The 14,039-nt window shown below is 69.7% G+C and carries 13 protein-coding genes; 9 read left to right on the plus strand and 4 right to left on the minus strand.

From position 1 onward, the window contains the following. The first annotated feature begins 156 nt into the window (after nucleotides 1-156). The 4 genes from ACXJJ3_RS25995 (at nucleotide 157) to ACXJJ3_RS26010 (ending at nucleotide 6,039) form a co-directional block, all read left to right on the plus strand. The gene (locus tag ACXJJ3_RS25995; RefSeq protein WP_458164459.1) at nucleotides 157-1,530 is read left to right on the plus strand and encodes an FAD-binding oxidoreductase; all 1,374 of its coding nucleotides are present in this window, start codon (nucleotides 157-159) and stop codon (nucleotides 1,528-1,530) included. Between the two features lie 175 nt (nucleotides 1,531-1,705). Next, nucleotides 1,706-2,713: a hypothetical protein gene (locus tag ACXJJ3_RS26000; protein ID WP_458164460.1), complete on the plus strand. Its 1,008-nt coding sequence runs from the start codon at nucleotides 1,706-1,708 to the stop codon at nucleotides 2,711-2,713. Between the two features lie 833 nt (nucleotides 2,714-3,546). Then, the gene (locus ACXJJ3_RS26005; RefSeq protein ID WP_458164461.1) at nucleotides 3,547-4,359 is read left to right on the plus strand and encodes an endonuclease/exonuclease/phosphatase family protein; all 813 of its coding nucleotides are present in this window, start codon (nucleotides 3,547-3,549) and stop codon (nucleotides 4,357-4,359) included. A 246-nt stretch (nucleotides 4,360-4,605) separates the two neighbouring features. Next, complete coding sequence (locus ACXJJ3_RS26010) at nucleotides 4,606-6,039, plus strand: NlpC/P60 family protein (RefSeq protein ID WP_458164462.1); 1,434 nt, start codon at nucleotides 4,606-4,608, stop codon at nucleotides 6,037-6,039. A 203-nt stretch (nucleotides 6,040-6,242) separates the two neighbouring features. On the opposite strand, the gene ACXJJ3_RS26015 is transcribed toward ACXJJ3_RS26010, so the two are convergent. The 3 genes from ACXJJ3_RS26015 to ACXJJ3_RS26025 are packed head-to-tail and all read right to left on the minus strand — an operon-like array spanning nucleotide 6,243 to nucleotide 8,865. Next, complete coding sequence (locus tag ACXJJ3_RS26015; RefSeq protein WP_458164463.1) at nucleotides 6,243-6,950, minus strand: SDR family oxidoreductase; 708 nt, start codon at nucleotides 6,948-6,950, stop codon at nucleotides 6,243-6,245. Nucleotides 6,951-6,996: 46 nt separating this feature from the next. Then, the gene (locus ACXJJ3_RS26020; protein WP_458164464.1) at nucleotides 6,997-7,887 is read right to left on the minus strand and encodes a LysR family transcriptional regulator; all 891 of its coding nucleotides are present in this window, start codon (nucleotides 7,885-7,887) and stop codon (nucleotides 6,997-6,999) included. Nucleotides 7,888-7,899: 12 nt separating this feature from the next. After that, nucleotides 7,900-8,865 (minus strand): quinone oxidoreductase family protein, encoded by a 966-nt coding sequence (locus tag ACXJJ3_RS26025; protein WP_458164465.1) that lies wholly within the window; start codon nucleotides 8,863-8,865, stop codon nucleotides 7,900-7,902. A gap of 88 nt (nucleotides 8,866-8,953) precedes the next feature. On the opposite strand from ACXJJ3_RS26025, the gene ACXJJ3_RS26030 reads away from it, so the two are divergent. Next, the gene (locus ACXJJ3_RS26030; RefSeq protein WP_458164466.1) at nucleotides 8,954-9,385 is read left to right on the plus strand and encodes a MarR family winged helix-turn-helix transcriptional regulator; all 432 of its coding nucleotides are present in this window, start codon (nucleotides 8,954-8,956) and stop codon (nucleotides 9,383-9,385) included. Here the strand turns inward: ACXJJ3_RS26030 and ACXJJ3_RS26035 are convergent. Continuing rightward, on the minus strand, nucleotides 9,382-9,870 hold the full coding sequence (locus ACXJJ3_RS26035; RefSeq protein WP_458164467.1) for an inorganic diphosphatase: 489 nt from the start codon (nucleotides 9,868-9,870) through the stop codon (nucleotides 9,382-9,384). The genes ACXJJ3_RS26030 and ACXJJ3_RS26035 overlap by 4 nt on opposite strands. Nucleotides 9,871-9,920: 50 nt before the next feature. Here ACXJJ3_RS26035 and dacB point away from each other — a divergent pair, with 50 nt between their 5' ends. Genes dacB through hpt form a run of 4 tightly spaced genes read left to right on the plus strand, consistent with a single transcriptional unit; the run spans nucleotide 9,921 to nucleotide 13,994 of the window. After that, a complete protein-coding gene (gene dacB, locus ACXJJ3_RS26040; protein ID WP_458164468.1) occupies nucleotides 9,921-11,276 on the plus strand; it encodes a D-alanyl-D-alanine carboxypeptidase/D-alanyl-D-alanine endopeptidase in 1,356 nt (451 codons plus the stop codon). 29 nt (nucleotides 11,277-11,305) lie between these two features. Further along, on the plus strand, nucleotides 11,306-12,397 hold the full coding sequence (locus ACXJJ3_RS26045; protein WP_458164469.1) for a zinc-dependent metalloprotease: 1,092 nt from the start codon (nucleotides 11,306-11,308) through the stop codon (nucleotides 12,395-12,397). Nucleotides 12,398-12,405: 8 nt separating this feature from the next. Continuing rightward, on the plus strand, nucleotides 12,406-13,434 hold the full coding sequence (gene tilS, locus ACXJJ3_RS26050) for a tRNA lysidine(34) synthetase TilS (protein ID WP_458164470.1): 1,029 nt from the start codon (nucleotides 12,406-12,408) through the stop codon (nucleotides 13,432-13,434). A gap of 5 nt (nucleotides 13,435-13,439) precedes the next feature. Continuing rightward, entirely contained in the window at nucleotides 13,440-13,994 is a 555-nt protein-coding gene (gene hpt / locus ACXJJ3_RS26055) for a hypoxanthine phosphoribosyltransferase (RefSeq protein ID WP_458164471.1), read from the plus strand. Nucleotides 13,995-14,039 lie beyond the last annotated feature (45 nt).

The raw sequence follows: 14,039 nt of genomic DNA on the forward strand, positions 1-14,039 counted from the left end.
CATCAAGCTGCAAAGCCTCGGGACAGGTCATCGATATCCGCGCGACCGCAGGCGTCCCACGTCCGCGGCGTGTCAGCGACCTGGGGCGTGGCCTTCCACGAAATGCCTGACCGGTGTCAGGGGCGCGCGCCGCTCGCGCCATCTACCGTATGCCCGGTGAGTCCGTGGGACGGAAGGCTGTGGCGCGTCGGTGACCCCGGCTTCGAGAAGGCATCGGTGGCGGGCCTGTTCAACCAACGGATCCCCTCGCGACGGCCGCGAGCCGTGCTGCGGGCTGGCAGCGTTCCCGACGTCGTCGCCGGCGTCAGACTGGCGGCTCAGGAGGGGCTGCAGGTCGCTGTGCGAGCCGGTGGGCACAACTGGACCGCATCGTCGTTGCGCGAGCGGACCCTCCTCATCGACGTCTCCAACCTTCGCGACCTGGCCTACGACCCCGTCACGGCCATCGCCACGGTGGGCGCCGGCGCCCGCGGCGGGCACGACCTCGACCCGTTCCTCGCGCGCCACAACCGGTTCTTCCCCGTCGGACACGCACCTGCGGTGGGCCTTGCCGGCTTCCTCCTGCAGGGCGGACTGGGCTGGAACACGCGCGGCTGGGGCTGGGCCGTCGAACACGTGGAGTCGCTCGACGTGGTCACCGCTTCGGGCGAGCTCGTGCACTGCTCGGAGGAGGAGAACGCCGACCTCTTCTGGATGGCGCGAGGTTCCGGCTCCGGCTTCACCGGCGTCGTCACCTCCTTCCGGCTGCGGACGCGGCCTCGCTTCCGGCACCTGACGCACGCGACCTGGGCCTATCCGGTCGACGCAGCACCAGAGGTTCTGTCCTGGTACGCCGAGTGCCGCCACGCGGTCCCCGACGAGGTGGAGCTGGCATTGGTCGGGTGCACGGTTCCCCGCCTCGGTCAGGTTGTCGTTGTCGACGCGCTGTCCTTCGACGGGGGCGCGGGCGCGCTCGGCGCGCTCGAGACCTCCCCGGTCCGGGGGCGGGCTCTGTCGCACGAAACGACCTCCGCGGTGTCGTTCGCCGACCTTCTCGCCGCCCAGGACGGCGCCAACCCTGAGGGGCACCGCTACCACGTCGACAACGCGTTCCTCACCGATCCGGCCGATGACTGGTGCCGGGCGCTCGCACCGACCTACGGCTCGCTGCCCACGACACAGACGTTCACGGTCCTTGGCGACCTGTGCCCCGCGGCGCGCCGGGAGCGACCGGACATGGCCTTCTCGGTGGACACAGACCTCTACTTCGCCGCCTACGCCATCACGGACGCGCCTTCCGAGGACAGCCGCTGCCGGGACTGGCTGGTGCGGACGATGGCCGACCTGGCCTCGTCGTCGGCCGGGTGCTACCTCGGCGACAGCGACCTCTCCACCCCAGGCGCTCGGGTCATGTCGGATGCCGCGTGGGAGCGCTACCGGCAAGTGCGCGACGACCGGGACCCCGAACGGCGCTTCGCCGGCTTCCTCGGCGAGCCATCCCAGGCCGTGAACGCGGCTACCGCCCCGCAGGCTCCGGTCAGCGGCAGGTGAGCCCACCGAAGTCCATGATCGTGGCCGTCGAGCGCCCAGGCGGAGTCATCGTTCACGCAGGCCCTCAAGGAGAACACTCATCCACTCCTGCATCCGCACGACAGCCGCGCGGAAGGCTGTCAACCCTGTTGATCAACAGGGCCGCCACGTCCTGTAGTTCAGTATTTTCGCGGCCATGAAGGATGTGTACCTGCATGTCGGGCCGACGAAGACGGGGTCGACCTATCTACAAGATTTACTGTGGCGCAATCGCGATGATCTCGCTCGGCAGGGCTACCACCATCCCGGTGAGCACCCCAACGAGATGTGGCTGGCCACGACCGACGTGCAGAACTACGAGTTCATCCACTTCGAGATGCCGGAGGCGGCCGGAGTCTGGGCGCAGGTGTGTGAACGGGTAGCCGCTCACGATTGCCCTTCGCTGATCTCGCACGAGGTGCTGGGCTGGTCGACCGAGGAGCACATCGCAAAGATCGTGCACTCCCTCGCTCCCGCCCGGCTGCACGTCGTTGTGATGGCCAGGAGCCTGGCCTCGATCCTGGCCTCGCTGTGGCAAGAGATGATCAAGATGGTCTACCCCGACACCAGCTTGGACGACTTCCTGGTAGCGGAGCGCGAGGCCGGGTCGCCATGGACGGACGCTTCCTTGATCGTGCACCGGTGGCTCGCCCATGTGCCGCCCACGCGCATCCACGTGGTCACGGTCCCGCCGCGAGGTGCCGAACGAACCTTGCTTCTGGGCCGGTTCGCGGAGGCGCTGGGTATCGAGACGACGGCCTGGCACACCGACGGTGCAGCGACGAACAGGTCTCTGGACCGGGTCCAGGCCGAGCTCTTCCGGCGCCTCAACCTGGCAGCTTCACCCTCGCAGGACGTGCGGGCTCAAAGACGGCTGCTCAACGGCTCCTTGCTTCCTCTGCTACGGTCCGCGAACCGCAGCAGAGAGATACGTTTGCCGGAGTCGACGCGTGGATGGATCGAAGGTGAGACGTCCCGCCGGATCGACGCGCTGCGACACAGCGGTGTGCATATTCACGGTGATCTCGCAGACCTTAGGGCACGGGACGACGCCTGGGAGGACACCCCGCTCCCCGTCCGTGATGAGGATGTGCTCGAGGAGGCCCTCCAGCTGCTGAAGTCCAGCCATCCCGACCTGAAGCCGAATCGCCTCGACATCGTCTAGATGTACTGACTCGGAGGGTTGGTGATTCGGTCGTTGGGGCGTAAGCCTCCGATGCCGGCGTGCGGTCGTTCCAGGTTGCAGTGGTTGAGCCAGGCCGGCAAGGCGGTGTTGCGTTGCTCGTTGGTGTTGTAGGGGCGGGTGTAGGCCCAATCGGCAGACAGGGGGCGTTCGGCTTTGCCGTTCGCCGTACGTCGAGACGCCCGGGTGACCGCGCCATTGACCGGGCCGAGGCCGGCACGCCGGCCCGGCGGGCCAGGTCAACCGGTCCACGCCGGGACAGGTGCCTCCAGATCCGGATCCGCGTCTCGGTGCAGGCCGGGGTGCGGTGTGGACACGACCGCGTCCGCGACGGCCGGTCCACCAGCCCCGTATCTCCCTAATCGTGGTAGCGGCGCCAGCACCGCCACGCGCACGTGCGCGACACCCCATCTCCGCGGCCACATGGGCCGCCGCGCGACCCGAAGCGATGCGCTGAACCAGTGCCAGTCTCCCGGCTGGAGTCAGCCAGGTATTTGCCTGAGACACAGACCTCCGTGGGCCGAGTGGAAGGCCGTCAGGCAGCTCCCACCCGACACGGAGGTTTCGCCCTCAGCCAATGGTCTCCCGAGTCAGTAGACCCAGAACAAGAACCCCGCACTCCTCACGACCCACCCCACCGCCCGCTCACCACACCCACCCGCGACCTTTACTAGCGCCCGCCGAGTTCGCGCCCACGACCCGCGTGCACCAAACGCCCGCGCGCTGAGCGCGGGTGGGATGGGTGTCTTTGGGTGTTCAGGTGGGCGACACTCGGTGGTGGGGCGGAGGTTGGGGGGTTTCCGGGACGATTGGGTATGCGTAAATTGCTGACCGTTCTTGTGGGGTTTCTGATGGTGGTGCCTACTGTGGCTGCGGCTCAGCCTGCGGTGGGGCGGCCGGGGCGGGCTTTGACGGTGATGACGTACAACATCCATCACGGTGCGGGGATCGACGGTGTGCTCGACCTGGAGCGGATCGCCGTACTGATCGAGCAGTCCAAGGCCGACGTGATCGGGCTGCAGGAGGTCGATCGGCACTGGGATGCGCGGAGCGACTGGGTCGACCAGCCGGCGTGGTTCGCGCAGCGGCTGAAGATGCACTACGCGTACGCCGCCAACCTCGACCTCCCGCCGGCGAACCCGGGCGAGCCGCGTCGCCAGTACGGCACCGCGATCCTGTCGAAGTACCCGATCCAGGACTTCAAGAACACCCTCCTGCCGCTCTACCCGACCGGTGAACAGCGCGGACTTGCGGTGGCAAACATCACAGTGCGCGGCGCCAAACTGCGCTTCGCGAACACCCATCTGACCAGCAACAACAACGCCGAACGGCTCGAGCAGGCGCAGAAAGTCGTCCAGCTGCTCAGCGGTTCGAAGACCCCGACCCTGCTCGTCGGCGACCTGAACGCGATCCCGACCACCCCCGAGATCAAGACCCTGACCGCCGTGTACGACGACACCTGGGCCGAGGTCGGCGACGGCCCCGGGTACACGATCGAGGCGGACAACCCGACGAAACGGATCGACTTCCAGCTGCACGGGGCAGGCCTGCGCCCGGTGCGCGCCGCCGTACCGGTGACGCCGGCGTCGGATCACCTGCCGGTGGTCGCGTCGTTCGTCCTCAGCTGAATCCAGTCCTCGCGAAACGCCCCTCCGGTTCCGGCCGGAGGGGCGTTTTCGTGCGCCCACCTGGGAGTTCGCGGAATTACAAGCTTGTAGTTTGTCAAGTCGACACACGGGTGAAACAAAGTTACTTGTGTGAAAGCTGTTCCCAATGGGGCTACAGGCAACTAGTGTCACGTATGTGGTCCAGGAGGACCAAAAGTTCACGAACCCTGGGGAAGGGGTTCGTGACCGGCGGAAGGAACGATCCCGATGCGGACGCCCCCAAGGGCCACGTCCGGCGAACGGGTCGCGAGTGCTGGGAAGACCGGACGGGCAGGGAAGTTGCTGCTCTCCGGGGTGCTCGCGATCTGCTTGGCCGGCTCCATGGCCGTGCCCACGCTCCCGGCCGAGGCTGCCAAGCCGAAGCCGCCGGTGATCCCGTCCAAGGCCGCGGTCGCGCGGGCCAAGCAGGCCGCCGCCTCGAAGGCCGCCCAGGTCGCGAAGATCGAGCGCGAGCTCGCCGCCGCGAACACGCGGCTCGAGCAACTCGGCGTCCAGTCCGGGATCGCGGACGAGGCGTACAACGGGGCCGTCTACCGGCTCCAGCAGGCCAAGACCGCGGCGGCCGCCGCCGCGGCCCGGGCCGCCGAGGCCGAGAAGACGCTCGCCACCCAGCGGCAGCAGATCGGCCGGTTCGCCGCCGCGTCGTACCAAGGTGGTGGCGACGTCGCGAAGCTCGCGCCGCTGTTCACCGCGGACGGGCCGCAGCAGCTGCTCGACTCCGCCGGTGCAGCGCACTCGGTGTCGGCCGCGATGCAGGGCTCGTACCTGCGGTTCTCGGCGACGCAGGTGATGACCAACCTGTTCAAGGTGCAGGCCGACCAGGCGGTCGTGAAGGTCAAGAAGGCCGCCGACGAAGCCGCCGCGGCGAAGAAGGCGGCCGAGGCCGCGGAGGCGGCGCAGTCCGCCGCGGTCACCGCGATCGGCGTCCAGCGGAAGAACTCGATCTCCCAGCTGGCTGTCCTGCAGAACATCTCGGTCAAGGTCGCCGCCCAGCGGCAGCACGGGCTGGAAGAACTCGCCCGGATCAAGGCCGCCGAGGAAGCCGCACGCAAGGCCGCCGAGCTGAAGCGCCGGATCGCCGCCCGGGAGGCCGCCGAGCGCCGCGCTGCGGAAGCCGAACGCAAGCGCGAGGCTGCCGAACAGGCCCGCGAGGAGAAGGAAGCCAAGCAGCATCCCGGCAGGAAGCCGAAGCACCACAAGCCGTCGAACGACGGCAACAACAGCGGCGGCGGTGGGAACAACGGCGGCGGGAACAGCGGTGGCAGTTCGTCCGGGCACGGCGCGTCGGCCGCGATCAAGTTCGCGATGCGGCAGCTCGGGGACATGTACCTGTGGGGCGCGACCGGCCCGAACCGGTGGGACTGCTCCGGGTTGACGATGGGCGCGTGGGAGAACGCCGGCGTACAACTCCCGCACTACAGCGCGGCGCAGTACGAGCAGATCCAGCACATCCAGGAAGACGACCTGCGCCCCGGCGACCTGATCTTCTGGGCCCAGAACCCGAACGACCCAGCGACCATCCACCACGTCGCGATGTACCTCGGCAACGGGATGATGATCCACGCTCCGCGGACGGGCAAGCCGGTCCAGATCGACAGCGTCTACTACTGGATCCCCCCGAACTTCTTCGGTCGCCCGTAGCCTGTTAGTTGTCTCCGGCAACATCTGCGGACCTCCGCCCCCTCGCTCCGCTCGGGGGCGGGGGCGAGGGCGGGATGCCCCGCGCTTGGGGCTGGTTCGTCGGTGTGGGTTGGCTCGTGAGCCGGCGTGGTTCGCGTGTGTGGGTGCCTCGCTCGCGCGGGTGTTCGTAGGCGTGGGTCGAACCTTCTGGGGATGCGTTGGGGTTAGATCAGGTGGTGGCCGCCGTCTATGTGGAGGACTGTTCCTGTGATGTAGGGGTTGCGGAGTAGGGGGAGCATGGCGGCGGCTATGTCTTCGGGGCGGCCTATGCGGCCTGCGGGGAGGCGGGTGGCCATGGTGGCCAGGGTTTGGGGGGCATCGGGGCCGGCTACGTCTTGCCAGATGGGGGTGTCTACCCAGCCGGGGGAGATGACGTTGACGCGGAGTGGGGCCAGCTCGACGGCTAGGGCTGCTGCCAAGGAGGCTAGGGAGCCGTTGAGGGCGGCTAGTAGGGAGCCTCGGGGGCCTGGGCGGTAGGCGGCGATGCCGGAGGTGTAGAGGATTGAGCCTCCGGGTCGCAGGACGGAGGCGCCGTGTTTGGCCAGGAGTAGGGGGCCGGTGAGCTTGGAGGCGATGGCGCCTCGGGCGGCGGGTAGGTCGTAGGTGCGGATCGGTTGGTAGGCACCGGCTACGTCGGCGGCGGTGGTGACCAGGTGGTCGATCGGCCCGGTGGTGGCGAACAGTCGCTCGATGTCGGGCTCGCTTCCGAGGTCGATCGTGACGGTGTGTACGCCGAGTTCCCGGCGGACCGCGGCGAGTTTGCCGGGGGATCGCCCGGCGACGGTGACTTCGCTGCCTTGGGCAACTAGTTCGGCGGCGAGTGCGCGGCCGATTCCTGAGTTTCCGCCGACGATGACAACGTGTTCCGGCACTGATTCTCCTTCTGTGGTTGACATTCAGAGCCAACCGCAGAAATTGTCAGTCCGCCACGACTTGTTGGCTAACGACCGTTAGTCCGGGGCTAACGGTCATTGCCTGTAGCACCGGGTTGGTCGAGTCGGTGCGCCAGACGGCGGCGTATTGCGCGACCAGTGGGCGGCCGGTGAGCGGTCGCCAGACCACCTCGGCGGTTGCGGCTCGGCGGGAGCCGAGGCTGATGGCGTCTCGGCGGACGAGCAGGGCCGAGCGGAGCTGGGAGTGGCTCATGCTGATGTCGCTGAGCCGTACGCCGGGACCGAGTCGCCGTAGCGCGTCGTCGTGGAACTCGGGTGCGGCGGCCCGTGGGATCCAGATCAGTTCGAGGCCGGCGAGGTCGTCGAGGTCCAGCTCCGGGCGGGTGGCGAGCGGGTGGGTCGCGGTCAGCAGTACGCCGAGTTCCTCGGTCGCCAGCTGTTCGGAGGTGATTGCCGCGGGCAACGTGAGCGGGGTGCGGACCAGGCCGAGGTCGATCTCGCCGCTGCCGAGCATCCGGAGCTGGTCGGTGGTGGTGCCGGCCTCGAGGGTGACGGTGCTGGTCGGGAACCGTTCGGTGGCGAGCTGTTCGAGGGCGGCCGGCAGCCAGCCGGGGATGCCGTTCAGCAGGCCGAGCCGGAGGACCGGTTCGTCGAGGCCGGCGGCCCGGCGGGTGTCCTTCAGTGCCAGGCCGGCCGCCTGCAACGTCTCGCGGGCGCGGGTGAGGAAGACCTGTCCGGCGGGCGTGAGCTCGACACCACGGCTGTGCCGGATCAGCAGCGTGGTGCCGACCTCGCGTTCGAGTTGTTTGATCTGCTGGCTGAGCGTCGGGGTGGAGATGTACAGCCGCTCGGCGGCCTTGCCGAAGTGCAGTTCCTCGGCGACGCCGACGAAGTACCGCATCTGCCGAAGCTCCACCCGGGGATTATTTCAGGGCGTCGCGACCAGCCGGCCCACTGCGCTCCGGGCGTCGAGGGTTCCGTGGATCTTGGCGACGTCGGCGAGCGGGTGGGTGGCGTGCACGAGCGGGCGGAGTTCGCCGGACTGCCAGCGGCGGGTGACCTCGGCGATGTCGGCGCGGGCGGCGTCCGGGCGGGCGGTCCGCCAGCCCATGATCGAGACCCCGGTGACGGTCTTGAATCCGAACAGGGCCCCGGCGGGTACGGTCGGCAGCTCGGTCGTGATCGCGCCGTACGTCAGCATCGTGCCGAGCGGCCGGAGCAGCTCGAGGCCCTGCTCGAACACCTTCCCGCCGACCGCGTCGAGTACGGCGTCGACGCCGTCGGGGGCGAGTTCGCGGACCTTGGCCGGCCACTCCGGGTCGGTCAGGTCGACGGCCTGCGCGCCGAGCGAGCGGATGAAGTCGAGGCGGTGCGGGGCGGACGCCGTGCCGATGATTGTCTTCGGGTCGTACGAGCGGGCGAGCTGGACGGCGAGGTGGCCGATGGTGCCGGCCGCGGAGTGGATCACGACCGTGCCGCCGGGCGGCAGCTGCGCGGTCTCGAGCAGCCGGAACGCGAGCGGCCCGGTCATCGGCATCATGGTCGCTTCGGCGGCGTCGGCCCCGTCCGGGATCGGCGCCAGGAACGCGGCGTCGGCGAGGACCTGGTCGGCGAACGCGTCCTCGGCCAGCGAGCCGACCCGCTGCCCGACCGCGACACCGGGCGGTACGTCGGGGCCGACGGCGGTGATCCGGCCGATCACCTCACCGGTCAGGGTGCCGGGCAGCGGCCGGTCCCACGGCGTACCGCCGCGGCGCAGGACGGTGTCGATCGCGTTCGCGCCGATCGCCTCCGCCTCGATCAGGACCTGGCCGGGGCCGGGCTCGGGAACGGCGACCTCGTCGAGCTGGAGGACGTCGGGACCGCCGTGGCGGTGGTAACGCACTGCACGCATCGTGGGCTCTCCATATAGTGGGTGCTAGAAATAATAGGAGAATCCCACGATAACTCCAAGGAGAGGCGTTGCCAATAGAGTTGGTGAGGTGAAGAAGTCGCCGAACCATCGGCTGTCCGACCAGGTGCTGTTCGCGCTCGGGCGGGCGAGCCAGCACGCCCAGCGGCTGGTCCGGCAGCACATGACCGACGGGGGCGTCCGGACGCTGCACTACCACGTGCTGGCGAGCCTGGCCGACGACGGCGAGTCCGTGCAGGCGACGCTCGCGGACCGGATCGGGATGGACCGCAGTGACCTGGTCACGCTGCTCGACGAGCTGGAGCAGCTGGAAATGCTGGCCCGCCGCGTCGACGCGGCGGACCGGCGCCGGAAGATCGTGGCGATCACGCCGGCCGGGGAGAAGCACCTGCAGGACATGGATCAGCTGATCTTCGGCGCGGAGGCCGACCTGCTGCAGCCGCTGACCGCGGCGGAGCGCAAGACTCTGCTGAGCCTGCTCCGCCGCGTCTCAGGCGATTAGTGGCCTTCGGTCTTCAGGCGGTTGAAGGAGGCGGTGATCTCCTCCTCGGCGGCCGAGCGGCCGACCCAGGTGGCGCCCTCGACGGACTTGCCCGGCTCGAGGTCCTTGTAGACCTCGAAGAAGTGCTGGATCTCCAGCCGGTCGAACTCCGGCAGGTGGTGGATGTCGCGCAGGTGCTCCTGGCGCGGGTCGCCGGCCGGGACGCAGACGACCTTGTCGTCCGGGCCCTTCTCGTCGGTCATCCGGAACATGCCGATCGCCCGGGCGCGGATCAGGCAGCCGGGGAACGTCGGCTCCGGCAGCAGTACGAGCGCGTCCAGCGGGTCGCCGTCCTGACCGAGGGTGTCCTCGATGAACCCGTAGTCGGACGGGTACTGCGTCGCCGTGAACAGGGTGCGGTCCAGGCGCAGGCGGTTCGTCTTGTGGTCCAGCTCGTACTTGTTGCGGGTGCCCTTGGGGATCTCGATGAAGACGTCGAACTCCATACGGCAGATACTGTCACGGTTCCGACCGACCGAATGACAGGAGCAGCCCGGTGGCCCGACCTGCCCGTGCGGCATTCGTCACGCTCGTCAGTACGGCGCTCTGTGCCGCCCTCTGCACGAGCAGCGCACGCGCCGTACCCGAAGCGGTCCGGCAGGACCAGCAGGCGCCGCCCGTGCTGGCACCGGCCACCACCGAGGGCCCCGCTCCGACCGCGGCGGGTGTCGGGGCCGCGCTGGCCGCGATCCTGAAGGACCCGTCGCTCGGCCCGCACCACGGCATCTACGTGTACGACGCCTCGCGTGGCAAGCCGGTGTTCTCGGTCGGCGCCGGTACGCCGTACACGCCGGCCTCCACGCTCAAGCTGCTGACCACGGTGTCGGCGCTGGAGACGCTCGGCCCGGACCACACGTTCGCGACCAACGTGGTGAGCCTGGGCAAGGGGTCGATCGCCCTGGTCGGCGGCGGCGACCCACTGCTCGCGGCGAAGCCGTCCGCGAGCGACGGCTTCCCGGCGCGGGCCACGCTCCAGACGCTCGCCGCCAGTACGGCGAAGGCGCTCAAGGCGCAGGGGGTTGCGTCCGTCACCCTCGGGTACGACGCCACGCTGTTCTCCGGCCCGGCCGTGAACACGCACTGGGAGGCGAACTACGTCCCCGAGGGCATTGCCGCTCCGACGTCGGCCCTGTGGGTCAACGAGGGCCGTATCGCTCCCGGGATGGCGAAACGCTCGGCCTCACCGTCGCTGGCCGCTGCCCAGTCGTTCCAGAAGCTCCTGCAGCAGTACGGCATCAAGGTGGCTGCCACGGCCAAGCCGGTCGACGCGCCGTCCAGTGCGCCGCTGCTGGCCCAGGTGAAGTCGCCGACGCTCGGGCAGATCGTTGAGTACATCAACCTGCACAGCGACAACGACGGCGCCGAGACGCTCCTGCGGCACGTAGGCATCGCTACCGGCAACGGCGGCTCCTATATCGGCGGTGTGAAGGGTGTGCGCGCCGCACTGACCAAGCTGGGCCTGGACGTCTCCAAGGCGACCATCTACGACGGCAGCGGGCTCACGCGCGCCAACAAGGTCCCACTGGACCTGCTGGCTGGTGCGGTGCGTGTAGCGGCATCGAAGAACCACCCGGAGCTGCGGCACCTCCTGACCGGCCTGCCGATCGCTGGGTTCGACGGGAGCCTCCGGGAGCGGTTCACGACTGCCGGCACGAGCACGGGCCTCGGGCTGGTCCATGCGAAGACCGGGACGCTCACCAGCGTCCACAGCCTCGCTGGGTACGCCCGTGACCGCACAGGCACGCTCTTGGTGTTCGCGATCGCCAGTGACAGCGTCCCGGTGCCGAAGACGCTCGACGCGCGCGCTGCGCTCGACCGCGCCACCTCAGCGCTCGCCAACTGCGGCTGCTGATTGTTGGGACATACCACTAGGGTCGTTATATGAGTACGGCTGAAGGCGGGACCACGACCGAGATGGTCGACTGGCAGCTGGCGACCGGCGTGGCGCGGAAGCTGGTGCGCCCCGGCCCGGCCGTCAGCCGCGCCGAGGCGGACAAGGTGGTCGCCGACCTGCGGCAGTTCGCTGCCGAGTCCGAGGGCCACGTCCGGGAATTCACCGGGTTGCAGGCGACGTCGGCGACCGCGCCCGTGGTGATCGTTGACCGGCCCGGCTGGGTGCAGGCGAACGCGGACGGCTTCCGGACCGTGCTGCAGCCGCTGGCGGACAAGCTGCGCGAGAAGGCGGACCGGGCCGCGTTGGCGTCCGCGGTCGGCTCCCGGGTGACCGGGATCGAGGCCGGCGCGCTGCTGGCGTTCCTGTCGTCGCGGGTGCTCGGCCAGTTCGACCCGTTCTACCCGGCGGTGCCGGACCCGGACCGTCCCGGTGTGACCGGGCGGCTGCTGCTGGTGGCCCCGAACGTCGTCCACGTGGAGTCCGAGCTGGACGTCGTACCGCGGGACTTCCGGTTGTGGGTGTGTCTGCACGAGGAGACGCACCGGGTGCAGTTCACGGCGGTGCCCTGGCTGCGGGACCACCTGCGGTCGGAGATCGCGCTGTTCCTGGACCAGGCCGAGCTGGACGCTTCGGCGTACGCGGTGATGTTCCGGGAGGCCGTGCAGCGGCTCGGGCGGTCGCTGCGTGGCGAGGCCGAGCTCAGCCTGGTCGACCTGATGCAGTCGCCGGAGCAGCGTGCGGTGCTGGACCGGCTGACCGCGGTGATGTCGCTGCTGGAGGGCCACGCGGACTTCGTGATGGACGGGGTCGGGCCGTCGGTGATCCCGACCGTCGACAAGATCCGGGCCAAGTTCACGTCCCGGCGGGCCGGCGGGAACCCGGTCGACCAGTTGCTGAAGAGGCTGCTCGGGCTGGACGCGAAGCTGCGGCAGTACAAGGACGGCGCGGCGTTCGTCCGGCGGGTCGTCGACCGGGTCGGCATGGAGGGCTTCAACCGGGTCTGGACCGGGCCGAACACGCTGCCGACCAAGAACGAGATCGCGAACCCGGACGCCTGGGTCGCCCGGCTGCACGGCTGAGGCCGGCCGTGGGCGACGGGGTCGAGGAGCTCGTGGAGCACCGCCGCGGCAAGCTCCACCCGGCTGTCGCCCGGACCCGGGAGGCCGTCCGGACGACGCTCGGCGAGCTGCCGAAGGGTACGACGGTCCTGGTCGCCTGCTCGGGCGGTACGGACTCGCTGGCGCTGGCGGCCGCGACCGCGTTCGAGGCGCCGAAGCTCGGGCTGCGGGCCGGGGCGGTGATAGTGGACCACGGGCTGCAGGCCGACTCGGCGCAGGTGGCGGAGACGGCTGCCGAGCAGTGCCGGGGGCTCGGGCTGGACCCGGTGCGGGTGCGGGCCGTCACGGTCGGCTCGGACGGTGGGCCGGAGGGTGCGGCTCGGGCGGCGCGGTACGACGCCCTGCGTGAGGTGGCCGACGAGCTGGCCGCGGACGTCGTACTGCTGGCGCACACCCGTGACGATCAGGCGGAGACCGTGCTGCTCGGGTTGGGGCGCGGATCCGGGGCGCGGTCGTTGGCCGGGATGGCTCCGGCTGTCGGGTTGCTGCGGCGGCCGTTCCTGGAGGTGCCGCGGGCCACTACGGCGGCGGCGTGTATCGCGTCGGGGCTGCGGCCGTGGCACGACCCGCACAACGACGACCCGCAGTACACGCGGGTCCGGGTGCGGCACGAGGTGCTGCCGGTGCTGGAGGAGGCGCTGGGGCCCGGTGTGGTCGAGGCCCTGGCCCGTACGGCGGGGCTGCTGCGGGCGGACGCCGACGCGCTCGACCAGCTCGCCGCGGACGCAGCCGAGACCGCGCTCAGCCGGGACGAGGGCCAGGTGCAGTGCGACGTCGGCGTACTGCTGGACGAGCCCGCCGCGGTCCGTACGCGCGTATTGCGGCAGGCCGCGCTGGAGGCCGGCTGCCGGGCCACGGATCTCACCGCGGGGCACGTGGCGGCCGTCGACGCGCTGGCCACCGACTGGCGCGGGCAGCGCTGGATCGATCTACCACAAGGCGTCCGGGCCGTCCGCCGGGGCGGATTCATCGCATTGGGCCCCGATGTGACAGGCTGAGCCGCGTGGATGCTGCGGACATCGAGAAGGACCTGAGCACGATCCATTACACCGAGGACCAGATCCTCGCGAAGCTCCGGGAACTCGCCGGGCGGATCGAGCAGGACTACGAGGGCAAGGACCTCCTCATCGTCGGCGTCCTCAAGGGCGCCGTGATGGTGATGGCCGACCTGGCCCGGTCGTTCACCCGGCACGTCGAGATGGACTGGATGGCGATCTCGTCGTACGGCTCCGGGACCAAGTCGTCCGGGGTGGTCCGGATCCTGAAGGACCTGGACACCGACATCAGCGGCCGGCACGTGCTGATCGTCGAGGACATCATCGACACCGGCCTGACGCTCACCTGGCTGGTCAGCAACCTGCAGTCCCGCGGTCCGGCCTCGGTGGAGATCTGCACCGCGTTCCGGAAGCCGGACGCGGCCGCGAAGATGTCCGTCCCGGTCAAGTACGTCGGATTCGACCTGCCGGACGAGTTCGTTGTCGGATACGGGCTCGACTACGCGGAGAAGTACCGGAACCTGCGCTGCGTGGCGACACTGGCACCGCACGTCTACTCCTGAGCGCCACTGGCGGGCACACTTGGCGGCAGCCTGTACAACGGGTCG

Source organism: Kribbella sp. WER1, from assembly GCF_054189145.1.